The sequence below is a fragment of the Ewingella sp. CoE-038-23 genome, assembly GCF_040419245.1.
GTDB lineage: Bacteria > Pseudomonadota > Gammaproteobacteria > Enterobacterales > Enterobacteriaceae > Ewingella > Ewingella allii.
Window position 1 is genome coordinate 199535 of the sequence record NZ_JAZHOH010000002.1, and the last position, 15880, is coordinate 215414.

Genomic DNA, 15880 nt, shown 5'->3' on the forward strand with positions numbered 1-15880 from the left:
CTGAGCCATAAAAAAGGCCGGGTTATTCACCCGGCCTTTTTGCTTTCCGCTACTTACGGTTAGACCGCCACGGTTTCCTGACGTTCTTTACGCGTCACCAGTCGGCGCAACGCCACGTAGAACACCGGCGTGAGGAACAGGCCGAACAGCGTTACCCCCAGCATGCCGGAGAACACGGTAATACCGGTGACGCCGCGTACTTCGGCACCCGCGCCGTGGCCCAGAATCAGCGGGATAGTCCCGGCGATAAAGGCAATCGACGTCATAACGATAGGGCGCAGACGCAGGCGACATGCCTCGAGCGCGGCTTCAACAATCCCTCTGCCTTGCATTTCCAGTTCACGAGCGAACTCGACGATAAGAATGGCGTTCTTACACGCCAGCCCCATCAGCACCACCAGCCCGACCTGCACGAAGACGTTGTTGTCCCCGCCAGTGAGCCACACCCCGAACAGCGCGGAGAGCATGGTCATCGGCACGATAAGAATGACCGCCAGTGGCAATGTCCAGCTTTCATACAGCGCCGCCAGCACCAGGAATGCCAACAGAATGGCCACCGGGAAGACGATCAGCGCCGCGTGGCCCTGCGTTGATTGCTGATAGCTCAGGTCAGTCCATTGGATATTCATGCCGTTCGGCAAGACTTTATCCGCCAGCTCGCTCACCTTGGTCATAGCCTCGGTCGAAGACAACATGCGCGGATCGGCATCACCAATGATGTCCGCCGCCGGGAAGCCGTTATAACGAATTACCGGATCTGGACCGTAGGTGGTGGTGATGTTCACCATACTGCCAATCGGCACCATCTCGCCTTTATCGTTGCGGGTTCTCAGGTTGGAGATATCTTCAATGGTTTGACGATAGGGACCATCGGCCTGCGCCATGACTTTATAAGTACGGCCGTAACGGTTGAAATCGTTAACGTAGGTCGAACCGAGATAGGTCTGCAGCGTGCTGAATAAATCGTCCAGCGACACGCCCTGGGCCTTGGCTTTATCGCGATCGATCTTGGCATCAAGCTGTGGAACGTTGGCCTGATAAGATGAAATCGGGAAGCCCATGCCTGGTGTCTGCATGATGCCGCCGGACATGGTGTTGATCGCGGTTTGCAATGCGCCGTAGCCCAGACCCGCGCGGTCCTGAATATACAGTGAATAGCCCGAACCCTGACCTAAACCAAGAATTGGCGGCGGCATAATAGAGAAGGCAAAACCTTCCTGAAGCTGCGAAATTTTGGCGTTTATTTCCGCATTGATCGCTGCCGCAGTGCGGGTGCGCTCATTCAGCGGTTTTAGGGCAAAGAACACTGTGCCGGTATTCGGCGTGTTGGTGAATTGCAGCGCATTCAGGCCGGGGAAGGCGACTGAATCACTCACGCCGTCCACGCTCAACCCAATCTCACTCATCTTGCGGATCATGGCATCCGTACGCTCAAGGGAGGCACCTTCTGGCATCTTCACGCCGCCAATCAGGTACATCTTATCTTGGGTCGGAATAAAACCACCCGGCACCAGTTTGAACATAAAGGCTGCGCCACAAAGCAGCAGCAGATAGACCACGAACACTGACCCACGGCGGTGGAGCGTGCGTGAAACTGCTCCCTGATAGCGTTCAGAACTTTTATGGAAGAAACGGTTGAACGGACGGAACAGCCAGCCGAACAGGCGATCGATGATTCGCGTCGGAATATCTTTCTTCGCGCCGTGCGGTTTGAGCAACAGCGCCGCCAACGCCGGGGAGAGCGTCAGGGAGTTGATAGCTGAAATCACGGTTGAAATGGCAATGGTGACCGCAAACTGCTTGTAGAACTGGCCGGTTACGCCGGACAAGAAGGCCATCGGCACGAACACCGCGCAGAGCACCAGAGCAATGGCGATAATCGGCCCAGACACTTCGCGCATCGCCTGATGGGCAGCCGCCAGCGGGGTGAGGCCCTCCTCGATATTCCTCTCGACGTTTTCCACCACCACAATGGCATCATCCACCACGATCCCTATCGCCAACACCAGTCCGAATAGACTCAAGGTGTTGAGCGAAAAACCGAGTAAATAGAGCACGCTGAAAGTACCAACCACTGAAATCGGCACCGCCAACAGTGGGATGATTGACGCGCGCCAGGTTTGCAGGAACAAAATAACCACCAGCACAACCAGCAGAACGGCTTCCAGCAGCGTATGGACGACGGCGCTGATGGAGTCACGCACAAACACCGTTGGGTCATAAGGTGCTTTCCAGGTCATACCTTCCGGGAAACGGGTCGCCAGCTCGGCCATTTTGTCGCGAACGGCGTCAGACAGGTTGATCGCATTGGCGCCCGGCGCCTGGAAGATACCAATACCTACCGCGTCTTTGTTGTTCAACTGGGAACGCAGCGCGTAGTTACCTGACCCCATCTCGATACGGGCCACGTCGCGCAGGCGCACCACGGTGCCGTCATCGCTGGTTTTCAGGATGATATTGCCAAACTCTTCTTCGTTTTGCAGACGCCCTTGGGCGTTAATCGACAGCAGATAGTCGCTTTTGGTCGGCATCGGCTCAGCGCCAAGCTGACCGGCAGAGACCTGAACGTTCTGCTCGCGCATTGCGTTGACCACGTCAGACGCCGTTAAGCCGCGCGACGCCACTTTGTTCGGGTCAAGCCAGACGCGCATCGCGTACTCACCGGCACCGAAAATTTGCACCTGACCGACGCCCGGCAAACGCGCCAGCTCGTCTTTCACTTTCAGCGTGGCGTAGTTACTCAGATACAGCGAGTCGTACTTGCCGGAAGGGGAGAACAGATGCACCACCAGCGTCAGCGTTGGAGACTGTTTCTGGGTGGTGATCCCTTGGCGAATTACGTCCTGCGGCAATCTGGCTTGCGCCTGAGACACGCGGTTTTGCACCTGAACCTGCGCCTGATCCGGGTCAGTACCCGGGCGGAAAGTCACGGTGGTGACCAGCACGCCGTCAGAACCAGCCACAGATTTCATGTACATCATGTTCTCAACGCCGTTGATCGACTCTTCCAGCGGTGTAGCCACGGTGTCGGCGATCACTTTCGGGTTGGCACCCGGATACACGGCGCGTACCTGCACGCTCGGCGGTACCACGTCCGGGTATTCGCTGATCGGCAGAAGCGGGATGGAGATTAAACCACCAACAAAAATCAGGATCGACAGCACCGCGGCAAAAATCGGTCTGTCGATGAAAAAGCGGGAAAAGTCCATAATTCAGGATTCTCTTTCAGGGCTTAGTTAGAAGCGACAGTTGAAGCCATATCAATCGTCTTGGCATTCACCGGCATGCCCGGCATAAATACCTTCTGCACACCATCGACGATGACTTTGTCACCGCTGACTAAACCTTTTTGCACAATACGCAGACCTGAATATTGACGGCCTAATTCGACATCGCGACGCTGCGCCTTGCCTTCTTTATCGAGCACATAGACAAACTTGCGGTCTTGGTCAGTCAGCACGGCTTTATCGTTGATCAGCACCGCGTCGAAGCGTGGGCTGCCCGGCATTTGCACGCGAGCAAACAGGCCTGGCGTGAAGCGGCGTTCGCTGTTATCGAGCACGGCCCGCATACGAATAGTCCCGGTACCGGAGTTCAGCTGGTTGTCGGTGAAATCGACATAGCCGGTGTGCGGATAACCTTGCTCACCCGCCAAACCGACGTTGACCTGCAACTTGGTGCCAGGCGCGGCAATGTGCTGGCCATCGCGAGCAAGTGACTGATAACGCAGGAAAGTGGCTTCATCTACATCAAAGTAAACGTAGACTTTGTCGAGAGACACCAGCGTGGTGAGAACACTCGCGCTGTCACCGGCTGTCACCAGATTACCCACGGTTATCATGGCGCGGCTGGCGCGACCGTCGATGGGCGCCGTGACCTGAGTGAAGTCGAGGTTTAACTGAGCCACATCCAGCTGAGCCTGCGCGGCAAGAACGTCGGACTGCGCTTGCGACGCGGCGGCTTTACGCTGTTCCCAGATCTCGGTTGAGACGGCCTGAGTGCCAATCAATTTCTCAGTACGGCCTGACTCGCTGCGGGTCAGATTCGCCTGATTGCGTGCATGAACCAGCTCGGCCTGAGCCTGCTCGCGGGCGGCGCGATAGGTGCGGTCATCGATGGTGAACAGAACCTGGCCTTTTTTAACTTCCTGACCTTCGGTGTAGTTCACTTTATCGATATAACCGGAAACGCGCGGGCGCAGTTGCACGCTCTGCACGGCTTCAATGCGGCCGTTAAAATCATCCCATTGGTTAATCTGTTTGACGACGACATCCGCTACGCTGACGCCCGGAGGCGGTGGCGGGCCATTTTTTGCTGCGCTGTTGTCGCAAGCACTGAGCACGGTGACCAAGATCGCAACCAAAGAGAGTTGCAAAGCGAGTAGAGGCGCGCGAAGTGAGCGGCCCCGTTTAACCATTGGGTTTTGCAGACTTGCCATTATTTTTATTTCCAGTGAGTAAGCTCAGTCAGGCAATACAACCGGATCCTGTCATCCGGGTAACGTCCTTTGCCTGAGCGGGCTTTTGTCCGATTTGCGTCGTTCAATGACACAATTTTGCAGCGAGAAAAGAGGTGTTGCTAAATTTAAAGTATCAATGAAAGATACATTAATTCGGGGGGATTGTAGGGAGGTCCCTAACAAAGAGCAAGAATTACTGTTGCACTTTATGTGCTGTTTTCAAAAGCGGATATCTGTGAAGTCGGTCACGGAGGAAAAGCGAAGATTTAATGCAACAATAATACTTGCATTTATCCGCAAATCCCGTCAGTCTAAAAACAGACCAGAAACTACATTTCGTCAGAGAGACGGGAGAAATAACATGAAAACGGCTGATTTTATTCACGATTTAACTGACTGGATCGACAAGAATCTGGAAGAGCGACTGGATATCAACACCGTCGCCGAGCGAGCAGGGTACTCAAAATGGTATCTGCAACGGATGTTTAAAGAGCATACCGGCTCGGCGTTGGGCGAATATATTCGTGCGAAAAAATTAAATATTTCTGCCGAGCGACTGGCAAACAGCGGCGAGCCAATCGTCAATGTTGCGATCTCCCTGGGCTTCGATTCCCAGCAGTCTTTCAACCGCAGTTTCAAACGCCAATTCGGCCAAACTCCGGGCGACTGGCGCAAAACACTCCACAACCAGCCAGAACGCAGCGGCTGCATGTGTAGCTAACTTTTTACTCCAGATTAAGACTCCGCGTAACGACGCCCGGCCTTCCATGACCGGGCGTGTTAGTTTTAGGAGCAAATTTATGGCAGGGGATCATTTCAGCAGTGTAGTTAATAGCTGTTTGGAAATAGGCACCAACCCAACTTGCAGGCCATACGGCTTGAACAATTTGTTGATGATGTCAGAGGTATAATTCCCTTTATCGTTCTCGACGTCTGACAAGGTTTTCCTTGAGACAGAAACCAGTTTTGCATAAGCATCCTGCTTTAGGTTCAACACCTCGATCCGCAACTTTTTCAATGCACCGCCCTGTGTTAACTCGCCCAGTAGCAGCTGTTTGATGATGCCATGCATCACGGCTTGCCTGTCTTGAGTGCTTACGGCTGATGAGCTTTTAGATACTCTTTGCCGAGAAGGCGTGTGCCCAGAACTCTCTTCTATTGCCGCTGGCCTTTCGACAGACGATTCAGAGGCATTTTGCAAAAGCTTCTGCCTTTCCCGAATTTTGCGAATGGTCTCTTTAGCTGATACCGGGGCCGATTCATGATCCTTCATAGCAGCCCCCAACGACGCAGTTTTTCAGCAATAAAGTCAAAGCCGATCCCCGGCATGTTAATAATCTGTTCAGGCACGCCTCTGTCCACCAACCTTGCTTTAAGGCCGAGGAGCTGTTGAGCCGTTTCCCTCAAAGCCTCTAACAGCGTTTCCGCTGGAACAAGGTCATTAAGCGCTGCCGCTATACCCGTAAAATCATACTCACCACCGATTTCTAATGGCGCACTCCATTTAGTGGTTCTGGCTATCCCTTCCGGGTCAGCCTTCATTGGTGCGAAGTCGTATATCGGCGCCAGACGAATGCTGCGTTCATCCTTCAGCAGCGACGTGTTACGCCCATGGTTATCACTATTGCCAAAGATAATATTGAGCAAATCGCGGCGCACCCATTCAATCACAAAGGCTGGAATATCAAAGTCAAATCCCTGTTCAATCACGGTGTCGCCGTGGGTGATTTTATTGATAAGCGCCCTGATGGCTTCCTCATGATACAGCGTCGTGCCGGGTGTTTTTCTTAATGCTGAATAGACTGATTCCATGCCAAAGCGTTTGATCTGGTTATCATCTACGAAACAAATATCAAATCTCGGTAGCCATAAAGAAGGGTAGGTTAGACCTTCCTCAAGACGCATATGTTGAGTTGGGATGGTATCAAAACCCATTGCCGCGAGTTCGTGATAGAAATGGAATTCAGCCCGCAGAATATTGCAGTCAACCTCACTGCGGCCTCCGCGCGGGAACTTCACCAGATAGTGGGTATCTCGATTGAGTGAATCGTTCTGGTAGGTATCAATCCAAATTCGCCCTTCCTGACTGCATCTTAGTAAGAGTTTTGGTGCTTCGCCGCCCGCGCCTGTCGCCCCCCCGGCGGCAGCTCCGCGCTGCTGGGCATAATCCAGAAAATCCGAAGCTCTATTTTTCACATCGTCGAGGGTAAAAAATAGCTGTTCAGCCAGAGGGTGATATTCGGGGAGTGACTCTTTAATCCTTAAATTGCCGACCGGCGACATGGTGCCGTGGCGCAGTAATACAAAATCCTGCTGGTCGGCCGCCATACCCTCAAGATCCAGATAGTTTGCCCAATAGCGCCTGCTGGCCCCGCTTGGAATAATATCATCAAGGAATTTCAGCCAGCCGCGTGGGCCTTCGTTCTCAAAAAATAGAGAAACAGGGTGATTCAGTGACACCGCGTGATTATCATCGCGGCCGAGATTTTCAATGGCATAGTCTGAATCATAATGGAGTTCAGTGATTCGAAAAGCGTTGTTTTCACTTTCTGGGAAGGTGATGTGCGCCATATCCACCCATTGATTTTGCAGGAAAGCTTGTAGCGTTAAATATTCCATACGGATCTCCAGAAAGCCCTATGAGTAGTATAGTGCTCTTTAACTGAGGAAAACTCAATTTTTGTCACATATAACACTCATTAATTCTAGTGTGGGATTATATTGTTACCTATACCACTCATTGTAATTCTTCAAGGATCAGCCAATACGTATGTAAGCTCGGTTATCAACGTCAGCGCCAGCAGGTGATCATGTCACTCGCGTTAATAATGAAAAAGGCCTGCTGGAGAAAGCAGGCCTTTTGTCTATCTTGGGTAAGGTTACTCGTCGCGTATCTGCTGCAAAATCTCTCCCAGCCTCTCGCGCTGTGCTAGCGGAATTTCGCGCCCGGCGGAGTATCCGGCGTTTTGGATAATCACGTCATTCAGCGCCACTAACCAGTCGTAAATGTAGAACGCGGTGTTATTAGCGGGTGCCAGCGTCAGCTTGGTTAGACGTTGGGAGGTGCTCCAGTTTTTCGCTGGCTTGGCGAAGATCTTGTGGCCACGGTTAATGCGGCTGTCCGGGCGCTGCGACTCCTCAATCTGCAAGAAGCCCAGCCAGGCCACAAAGTCACCCATCACCGTCAGCACGCGTGACACCTGACGATCGGCCTGACTTTCGCTGGCGGCGGCGGATTGCTGAGTCTCTTCCAGCACGCCAGATAGCATGCCCGCGACGTCCATCCGCACCGCGGCGGTGATCACCTCTTCCACCAGCATTTCGACCCCCGGCTTGCCAATGCCGAGCAAATCCACCAGCGGCGCATTGTCCGGCAGGCCGCGCAGGTGGTTAATCCAGTAATGCTGGGTTTGGCGCGCAAAGTCGGTTTCGGCCACAGGCGGCTGGGCGGCGTGCTGATCCTCGACCGGCGCATCCAGCGGTTCGTCGCTGAACAGGTCGATGCTGATCCCAATACCAAAGGTTTCCGTCAGAACAGGAGCAGTCGCGCCGCCGCCGGTGATGTTGGCGGCGGGCTGAATGTCGAACTGCTGCAAGTAGAGGCGGCGCAGATCCTCGCGGGCGGGCAGCAGGCGCTCGAGCAGTTCGCCATGAACGCCCGCGCGGGTTTGCAGCGCTTTGAGTAAGCTTTCGGCAATTTTCTGCTTCTGCTCTAACTCTTGCTCATTGGAAGAGGGCAGCCAGCTTCCCAGCAGGTTGTCGGTCAGCACGCGGCGCAGTTCGTCGCGCTGCTCGCCTAGGCGCGCCAGTTTGTTGGCCGGAGTCACCTCGGCGGTGAGCCAGCTGGCCATGCGCTCAATGCCTCGTTTGTCCATCGCCAGCATGGTGCCCCAGGCATCGCCGGGGGTGCCAACGTGGCGCTGCACTGTTTCATCGAAATGCTCGCTGTGAGTGATGCGCTGGTCGAATGGCGTCAGCGCCCAAATCAGGCCCGGCTTGCGCTGGCTGCGGATCTGCGCGTTTTCGCCTTGGGTCTGTTTCACCCAGTTATCCAGCGCTTTGCTGACGCTTTTCACTGCGCCACGGTTCCCGGCGGCGGTGCAGACTAATAGCGAATTGACCTGCTGATTTTCCGTATATCGCTCCAGCATTCCGGCGTTTTTGGCGTGCAACAGGCCCGGCGACAGCAGACTGTGGGTGGTTCCCAACTCGCGGGCATCGGCCTGAGTGGGGAACAGCAGCAGGTCAACCTGTTCAAACAGCGCTTCCTGCGGCGCGGACAGTAACGGCAGCAGCAGTTCGGCGGTCAACACCGTCAATTCCACCAGAGAAATCTCAACCGGCTGCCCGGCCACGCCCTGGTGCACCGGGCGAACCGACAGGCTCTGACCTCGCGATTCCGTCTCAAAGTCGGCGGTTAGGGTGATCGGACTCATTATCCCATCGGCGGGCAGCAGGTGGTCATCCACCAGCACGCTGAGAGGCGCCAGAACCTGCGTCGCACCCTCCAGTTGTTGCAAAACGTGGGCGAAATGGCGGTAAAACGCCGTGGCGTGGCTGGCTTCATTCCACAGAATGGAAAACAGGCGGGCGCGATCGTCAATGCCCAGATAAGGCGCCAGTTCCACCGCCGCAGGCCAGAAGTGCAGGGCGCGCAGCCGGTCGGCTTTAGCATCCGTGCGCGCCAACATGTCCCAGATAGCCACCACGTCATCGCCGGTCAGGCCGTCAATGGCGTCGGGCTGGCGATGCAAAGAGAGGCTGTGCAGGTGAGTCAGGATCTGTTGCTGATCCCACTCGGCGTGCGGGCCTTGGGTCGCGGCATCCAGCGCGGCGATTTTTATCAGCTCGGCTTCGCTAAGCAGCGTTAGTTGCACCGGCCACTGCGAGTCCGCGCTCTCTGACAGACGCGTAAAGCGAGTGACCAACGTGGTGGCCTGACTGCTGGGGTTGATATGGCTGAAATAGTCGAGAACGCGATCGCCCAGCAGCGTTTCCAGCCTGCCGTTTTCCCCGGCAGTGAGGGCATTCAGCAGATAAGATTTACCCGCCTGGGAGTAGCCATAAAGCCCAATCCCAGGATTCTGTGATGCTGAGATGGCAAGATTCTCGGCCTTGTGGCGTTGGCGGCGCAGCTTCAGCTTCAGGCGGTCGGCTTCCATATTCAGGCGCGGCGACTGCTGGCGGTTACTCTCAATCCACTGTATGGCCTGAGTGACGCCGCTGGCGATCTGGGTCAGCTGGCTGTTGAGAAGTTCGGTGTGGGTTGAAGTCATTTCTTAAATACGCTCCCGCTGTCGATCCAGTAGTGAGTGGCACCTGAGCCACTGGCCGCCAGGGTATTCAATTTCAGTCGCAGATGGTCGGTCGGCACCGGCGTGCCGTCCTGAAGTGCCGCTTGGGCGATTTCCACTTGCTCGGGGCTGTCGCCATCGCCTTGCTTGCTCACTTTTAGCTTCAGGGTCAGCACGTTATCTCCGGCGATGCGTCGCGCCAGTTTGTGATCGTTAATCGACAAGGTATAGAGCGGCGACGCGGGCCAGCGGTCATTGTCCAACTGGCGGAAACCCAGGCACAGCGGGCCGCGCATCTGGAAACTCACCTCTTGGCTGAGTTGGAAATCCGGCTGGTCGAGGTCGATATCGCTGTAATAGACGTTCTCCCCGGTCAGCGCGTTATTGCTGTCGAGCATACCGAGATAGCGAATAGTCGAGTACGGCTGGAAGTCGCCCGCCTTGAAATAGAAGCTGTTCAGGCGCAGGTCCAGCGATAGCAGGCAGAGCATCGCGCCGACGGCGGCGGTGGATTTCGGGTTATCGATTCGGCCTAACTTGTTAAACGGATACCAATCGCTGGTGTGATAACCATCAAGGGACAAAATGCGGTTGGCCGGTAAAGGCTGGAGCAGGCGGAACAGCGCCTGAATGCCCGGGAAGCGGGAAGGGCGGCCGGTCAGCAGCAGCACGTCGCAAGAGTAGAGCGCCACTACTTCGCACAGCGAGCGCAGCTGCTGGGTGATGTGCATGCGCGGCGACAAAAACTCGGCGTGCAGCTTGCTCAGATTGAGGATTAACGGCACTTGTAGAATGTCGAATGGCGCGGCGTCGTTGCGCAGTTCGCGCTGCACTTCGCTGTTAATGTGATCGCGAACTTTTTGCGTCGGCAGCTGCTCGAGCAGATCGCAGAAGCGCGTTTCGATTTCGGCGCTGGTGTCTAACGGGTCGAAGCTTTCATAGGCTTCGAGGATCGCGCGGCCGACCGGCATGAAGATCTGTAAAGTGACCTGCTGGCGCAGAATCGACAGGCCGTCCATCCGGCCTTCATGACCAAACAGCTTGTCCATTAGCGGCTCGGGGTTGGCGATGCCGGCCTTCTTTAGTGCGCCTTGCAACGCAGGCAGCACGTAGAGCTGGATCACGTCGAGCAGGATGTCATCTCCCGCCACCTTAAAGCCCTCGCGGAACAGCAAACGTGGAAGGATTTTCACGTTATTGCCCACGCCGTCGTCCAGCCAATACTGGGTGATAGCCAAGTCGGTGGTGCCGCCGCCAATATCTATCGAGGCGATGCGCAGAGTTTTGCCTACGGTTTCTCCTTCGGCCAACTCTTTGTCCGGGCGCGCCATGCTGGCAAAGAATGCCTCGGTACGCCCGGCAAAATTCACCTGAGATTCATTATACAGGTAGACCATTTGGCCGCAGGTGGCTTCGTCCCACTCCATCTGCACCTCTGGCACCGGAACCTGGCTTAACGCGCGTTGAGCCGCCGTGGTGAACTCTTCATCAGCCGGGTGCCAGCCCATGGCTTTCCACACCACGCCTATCGCCTCAAGCATGCGGCGACGGAAAATTTCGCGTTCGGGTTTCGGCATCGCCGAAGGCAGCGTCAGGATGATATTGCGCAGCCGACGCGGCGCGGCAGAGTGGATCATCTTCATACGCTGCGCGGCGCTGTTGATTTGCATCAGCGCCTGCGCCAGCAGCTCGGAAAGCATAAAGGTCATGATCGAGCTGCGGCTGTAGTGCGGCGAGAACACTGGCAGGCGCTCGTCCACCGGCACGGTGAACAGTGGCTGGCCTTCGTCATTGAACAGGAAAGTTTGCGGCAGCGCGGTGGCCGCCGGTTCCTGCGCGGAACGACCGCTACTCTGGCTGAATCGCCAGCCCGGCGCGTAGCTCTCTTCATCCCACAGGTAGCGGCGCGGGCTGGAAAGCCCGGTGGAGCCGTCGGTGCCCTGACGCGTCAGCGCCATGCGGCTGGCTTCGCGCCCGACGCGGACGATAGAAGGCCAGATGAAGGCGTCGTCGCGGCCACTTTCCACCGAGAAGTTTTGCTTGCCGAAATGCGCCTCCGCGAACTCAATCCGGCTTTCAAACAGTTCGTTATATTGTAGATGCGGCTGACTTAAATCGCGGATTTGCAGCTCGTAAGTCTGCTTCAGACCGTTGCTTTCGTCAGGGCTTTCTTCCACTAAAATACCGCAGGTGTGGGAGTTGCCGACGTCCAGAATCAGATCCACATTGATCGCCGGTTCTTGCAGCGTGCTGGTGCTGATTTTGATTTCAGGGATCGACAGCTGGGTACCCAGCATTTCCAACAAATTCAGGTAGTGCGCCTGATATTCAAATTCGCGCAGGGCGGTTTTGATATCACGCGGATTGCGGTTTTCGCGCTGAATCGCCTGCTGGCTGAATGCTTCGCGCAACCAGCCGTCCACCCAGGTCAGGTCGAGGAAGTCACTCAGCTCATCATTGTAAAAAGCTAAGGCGAAACTGGCGCCGGTCTTGATGTCATTGTCGTTTGGCGTCAGCTGCTCGGGCTGTTGGCCCTCTTCCAATTCAGCGGCGTCAGCATAAACCTTGGTATCAAATGCCAAAATAATGCGATGGGTGTGGCCTTCGTTATCCGGCTTATCCAGCGCAATCACCTGCATCCGCGCCCAGTTATCCGGCCCGCCGGAGAAGTTGCGCGGCGGCGTAAAACGCAGGAACGGCAACGGCAGCCAGATTTTCTCCAGCAGCGCGAGGGACTGGGCCAGCGAAATACTGGATTCAGGGCGCACCACTTCAACCTGCGCACCCGGCACTGGCAGGGAGTATTTGCCGGTCAGCGGATCGTGGTCGAGGCGCAGCAGCGGGCCGTTGGCGCTTTTGCGGACGAATTTGGACGGCAGATCTTCATCAATCTGCGGCGTCAGGGCGAAGTCCAGAAACTGGATGCCGCTGTTCTTAATCAGCGTAATACGCTGTTTATAATCAGGAATAGATGCCAGCATCGGTTATTTACTCTCGCGCTTCATGGTCATCGGGATGACGGTGTTGGCGTCGTAGCGGCCTTTACAATCGGCGGTGCCGTTCAGAGGTTGGGTACAGACGATCTCTGGCATTTGATACCTCGAACCATCGCTGCATTTGGCTTTAAATCGACTGTTAATCACCAGATTTCCTGAACTCATCAGCCCGGCGCTGATGTCTGCTTTGCAGCTCATGCCGTCGCCATATTGGATTTTTGCCGTGCCTTTACCGTTTTTGATTTGGTATTTCAGGCTCGGCGGCTTGCCGGTGACCGGAGTTTTAATGTCCAGCACCACGCGCCAGTTGCCATTAAGGAACTTGGTAGAGCCGACTTTGACGGCATCCGGCGGCATGGTCAGCGCGGTTTTATCTTCCGGCGCTGTCGGCGTGGCTGCCACTGGGGCAGGAGCCGGAGCGGGTTCCGCCACTGGCGGTGTGGCGACGGCGGGAGCCAATGGCAGCTCGGTGGTTTTAGCAGGAATGACTTCCGGCGCGGGCGTCGCGGCCACGGCAGCCGGTTTATCTTCCACTTTATCTTCCACTACAGGTTTTGGCTCGATGGCCTTGGCCGTGACCACCGGGGCATCGCTGGCAGGCAGGGCGCGCTTCTCGGCAACTGCCGGTGCCACCGGGGCCGGGTGCTCGGCGGGGGCAAATGCGCCGGTAAATTGCATCACCAGCGTGGCGGCCAGCGCCGCGCCGGGGATCAGCCACCAAAAACGCAGCCAGCCGCGATTGGCCGGGCTTTTCACGGCGGCGGCAGGCGCGGTTTCTGGCTGCGGTTTGACTTCAACCTGAGGTTTAGGCTCCACCAACGGTGGCAGTGGCTCAGTGCGTTTGACGGTCGGTAACGGCAGATCAACTAGCGAGCTTTCCGGTTTAAACACCGGCGGGCGCAGGCAATCAAGAGCATCAATACGGGATTTTTTATCCAGATGAACAAAGCCCCAGAAGGTCAGAACGGGCCTGCCATTCACCAGATAAACGTGGTTTTGGTCTGGAAACTGGATGGCTTTCGCCAACAAGGTGCCAAACAGCTGCTGGCCCGGCTTGCTAGATTTCAGCGCCGCCTGACACAGCGTCTGCACCACGGCGCGGCACTGTTCGAGCTGGGTAATGGCCGAGGCGCGCTCGCTGTCGCTGGCGGATAACCACGAGGTGACTTTGCCCGCGATAGGGGAATACCAGTCAATGCGGTCGCCCGCTTCGTTGGGTTGGGGAATGGCCAGCACGTCGGCAATCGACTGCTGCTTGCGAAGACGTAATGTTTCGCGGATTTGCAGCGCAGAGGCGTAAACCGGCTGGCCGTTTTCACCAAGTGCCTGAATATCGTCCAAACTTCCACTGCGTAAAAATGATTTTGCCACGCAAAAATTGCCCCGTATTGGAGGTGCTTGAAGAGGTGCCAGCGGCAGAAAATAATGCTCTATCGGCGATTGTGGTGATTTTACCGTCAGCCGCTGGCAATCAAACGCAGGAATAAGGGGGTAAAGCGGGTTTTGTTTAAGGCAAATGAGCCATTATGCGCAGAGTGATTCGGCGCGCTGAGGCGCGGCGACCACTTTCTGACCAAGCTTTTTGGCTAAGGCTAAGTTTGCCTCGAAATCTGCAGGGTTGGCCGTGTGAATCAGTTCAGAGGTCAGAACCGGCGCGCCGCAATAGTCAAAAATCCCGTGGTCAATCTGGGTTTTCATCGCGCCAAAGTAGCCGTGCCGCGCGAAAGTGCGCATATCCGCGCCGCCCAACGCCACCAAATGCACCTTCAGGTGAAGCAACTTTTTCACCACTTTGCCCGAGCCATCGTCTTCGTAAGCCCAGCCGTTGGCAAAGACCCGATCGATCCAACCTTTCAGCTGGCCCGGCATTGACCACCAGTAAATCGGATAAACCAAGATGAGCGCATCTGCTCGGTCAACGCGGCCTTGTTCATCCAGCACGTCCTGGGGCAAGGCGGATTTGCCATTGAAAGCATTCATATCAGTCGCGGTGAAGCGAGGATCAAAATCTTCAGCGGCAAGGTCGGCGATTTCCACGCTGTGACCTCCCTCTGCGCCAGTGATCCCCTCGGCAATCTGCTTGGCGAGGGTGTGGGTTAGCGAGTCGGCAATCGGGTGTGAAACAACAATCAGAGTGTGTATGGTGCAAATTCCTTCTTGTAGATGATCTGGGTGAGTTGTAAAATAATATACTATTGGTAAGTTACCTTTGGTATATAAGCATGTCAAGCGACGAAAACAGGAAAGAAGTGGCCTCATCACGCCCACGCATTCGGCTGTCCAGAGAGGACCGCTATCTGCAATTGGTCAGCGTGGCATGGGCAATTATTCGTGAAGAGGGTACCGAGGCACTGACTCTCGGCTATCTGGCAGAGCGAGCGGGCGTGACCAAACCGGTAGTTTATGACCATTTTGGCACCCGCTCCGGCCTGCTGGCGGTGCTGTATCAGGATTACGACAACCGCCAAACGCTGGTGATGGACAAGGCATTGGAGGAAAGCGGCGAGCAGCTGGCAGATAAAGCGGCGGTGATTGCCAACTCTTATGTGGAGTGCGTGTTGAATCAAGGACGGGAAATTTCAGGCATCGTTTCTGCCCTGAGCGGCACGCCCGAGCTGGAAAAGATCAAATGTGAATACGAGTGCGGCTTTATCGAGAAGTGCCGGGGGATTTTAAGCCCCTACGTTACGCAAGGCGCGATCTCCATCGCCGGACTCTGGGCAATGCTCGGCGCCGCCGAAGCCCTGTCCAACGCCGCAGTGCGCCAACAAATCAGCGCCGAAGAAGCTAAGAATGAGTTAGTGGAGACGATTATGGGGCTGGTGGGTCGGTCAGGGTAAGGAGAGAGCGGTGCACAGCGCACATGAGTGAAAACAAGGAGAAATATAATGCGCACTCTATTGGTTTCCAAAAAAGGTAATAACCTCGAGACTGAGTTGAAAAATGAACCAAATGATGAGGTCCTGATCCCACAACCTGCTAAGCCAAGCTGGACCTCACTTTCAAAACATGAAAAGGCAGAAAAGGATTTTATAATTGAGCGCCAAGATGTGATTAAGTGACTGGCATTAAGTCTACAATAAGGACGCATTTTTAAGTCCTCCCTGTAGAGATAACTCCTCTTTATTCCC

At 55.5% G+C, this 15880-nt stretch carries 11 protein-coding genes; 3 read left to right on the top strand and 8 right to left on the bottom strand.

Annotation, left to right across the window (positions count from 1 at the left end; all coding sequences use genetic code 11):
- Nucleotides 1-59: 59 nt before the first annotated feature.
- Nucleotides 60-3209 (bottom strand): efflux RND transporter permease subunit, encoded by a 3150-nt coding sequence (locus tag V2154_RS23395; protein ID WP_353504248.1) that lies wholly within the window; start codon nucleotides 3207-3209, stop codon nucleotides 60-62.
- 23 nt (nucleotides 3210-3232) lie between these two features.
- Nucleotides 3233-4417 carry an efflux RND transporter periplasmic adaptor subunit gene (locus V2154_RS23400; protein WP_353504280.1) on the bottom strand — a complete coding sequence of 395 codons (1185 nt, stop codon included), beginning with the start codon at nucleotides 4415-4417 and terminating at the stop codon, nucleotides 3233-3235.
- Nucleotides 4418-4820: 403 nt separating this feature from the next.
- On the opposite strand from V2154_RS23400, the gene V2154_RS23405 reads away from it, so the two are divergent.
- Nucleotides 4821-5180, top strand: coding sequence for a helix-turn-helix domain-containing protein (locus V2154_RS23405; RefSeq protein WP_353504249.1), 360 nt, complete (start codon nucleotides 4821-4823; stop codon nucleotides 5178-5180).
- A gap of 90 nt (nucleotides 5181-5270) precedes the next feature.
- On the opposite strand, the gene V2154_RS23410 is transcribed toward V2154_RS23405, so the two are convergent.
- From V2154_RS23410 to V2154_RS23435, 6 genes are all read right to left on the bottom strand, one after another.
- Nucleotides 5271-5732 carry a helix-turn-helix transcriptional regulator gene (locus V2154_RS23410; RefSeq protein ID WP_353504250.1) on the bottom strand — a complete coding sequence of 154 codons (462 nt, stop codon included), beginning with the start codon at nucleotides 5730-5732 and terminating at the stop codon, nucleotides 5271-5273.
- Nucleotides 5729-7078 carry a type II toxin-antitoxin system HipA family toxin gene (locus tag V2154_RS23415; RefSeq protein WP_353504251.1) on the bottom strand — a complete coding sequence of 450 codons (1350 nt, stop codon included), beginning with the start codon at nucleotides 7076-7078 and terminating at the stop codon, nucleotides 5729-5731. Before V2154_RS23415 ends, V2154_RS23410 begins: the two co-directional genes overlap by 4 nt.
- A gap of 260 nt (nucleotides 7079-7338) precedes the next feature.
- On the bottom strand, nucleotides 7339-9735 hold the full coding sequence (locus V2154_RS23420; RefSeq protein ID WP_353504252.1) for a virulence factor SrfC family protein: 2397 nt from the start codon (nucleotides 9733-9735) through the stop codon (nucleotides 7339-7341).
- On the bottom strand, nucleotides 9732-12734 hold the full coding sequence (locus tag V2154_RS23425) for a virulence factor SrfB (protein ID WP_353504253.1): 3003 nt from the start codon (nucleotides 12732-12734) through the stop codon (nucleotides 9732-9734). The genes V2154_RS23420 and V2154_RS23425 overlap by 4 nt, the downstream gene beginning before the upstream one ends.
- Nucleotides 12735-12737: 3 nt before the next feature.
- Nucleotides 12738-14120 carry an SrfA family protein gene (locus V2154_RS23430; protein WP_353504254.1) on the bottom strand — a complete coding sequence of 461 codons (1383 nt, stop codon included), beginning with the start codon at nucleotides 14118-14120 and terminating at the stop codon, nucleotides 12738-12740.
- A gap of 153 nt (nucleotides 14121-14273) precedes the next feature.
- On the bottom strand, nucleotides 14274-14891 hold the full coding sequence (locus V2154_RS23435; protein ID WP_353504281.1) for an NAD(P)H-dependent oxidoreductase: 618 nt from the start codon (nucleotides 14889-14891) through the stop codon (nucleotides 14274-14276).
- 107 nt (nucleotides 14892-14998) lie between these two features.
- On the opposite strand from V2154_RS23435, the gene V2154_RS23440 reads away from it, so the two are divergent.
- Nucleotides 14999-15589 (top strand): TetR/AcrR family transcriptional regulator, encoded by a 591-nt coding sequence (locus tag V2154_RS23440; protein ID WP_353504255.1) that lies wholly within the window; start codon nucleotides 14999-15001, stop codon nucleotides 15587-15589.
- A gap of 48 nt (nucleotides 15590-15637) precedes the next feature.
- Complete coding sequence (locus tag V2154_RS23445) at nucleotides 15638-15811, top strand: hypothetical protein (RefSeq protein WP_353504256.1); 174 nt, start codon at nucleotides 15638-15640, stop codon at nucleotides 15809-15811.
- Nucleotides 15812-15880 lie beyond the last annotated feature (69 nt).

Excerpts from the sequence above, each read along its gene's own strand:
- V2154_RS23410 (WP_353504250.1), bottom strand. The coding sequence starts at position 5,732 with ATGAAGGATCATGAATCGGCCCCGGTATCAGCTAAAGAGACCATTCGC.
- V2154_RS23405 (WP_353504249.1), top strand. The coding sequence starts at position 4,821 with ATGAAAACGGCTGATTTTATTCACGATTTAACTGACTGGATCGACAAG.
- V2154_RS23425 (WP_353504253.1), bottom strand. The coding sequence starts at position 12,734 with ATGCTGGCATCTATTCCTGATTATAAACAGCGTATTACGCTGATTAAG.
- V2154_RS23445 (WP_353504256.1), top strand. The coding sequence starts at position 15,638 with ATGCGCACTCTATTGGTTTCCAAAAAAGGTAATAACCTCGAGACTGAG.
- V2154_RS23400 (WP_353504280.1), bottom strand. The coding sequence starts at position 4,417 with ATGGTTAAACGGGGCCGCTCACTTCGCGCGCCTCTACTCGCTTTGCAA.
- V2154_RS23420 (WP_353504252.1), bottom strand. The coding sequence starts at position 9,735 with ATGACTTCAACCCACACCGAACTTCTCAACAGCCAGCTGACCCAGATC.
- V2154_RS23415 (WP_353504251.1), bottom strand. The coding sequence starts at position 7,078 with ATGGAATATTTAACGCTACAAGCTTTCCTGCAAAATCAATGGGTGGAT.
- V2154_RS23395 (WP_353504248.1), bottom strand. The coding sequence starts at position 3,209 with ATGGACTTTTCCCGCTTTTTCATCGACAGACCGATTTTTGCCGCGGTG.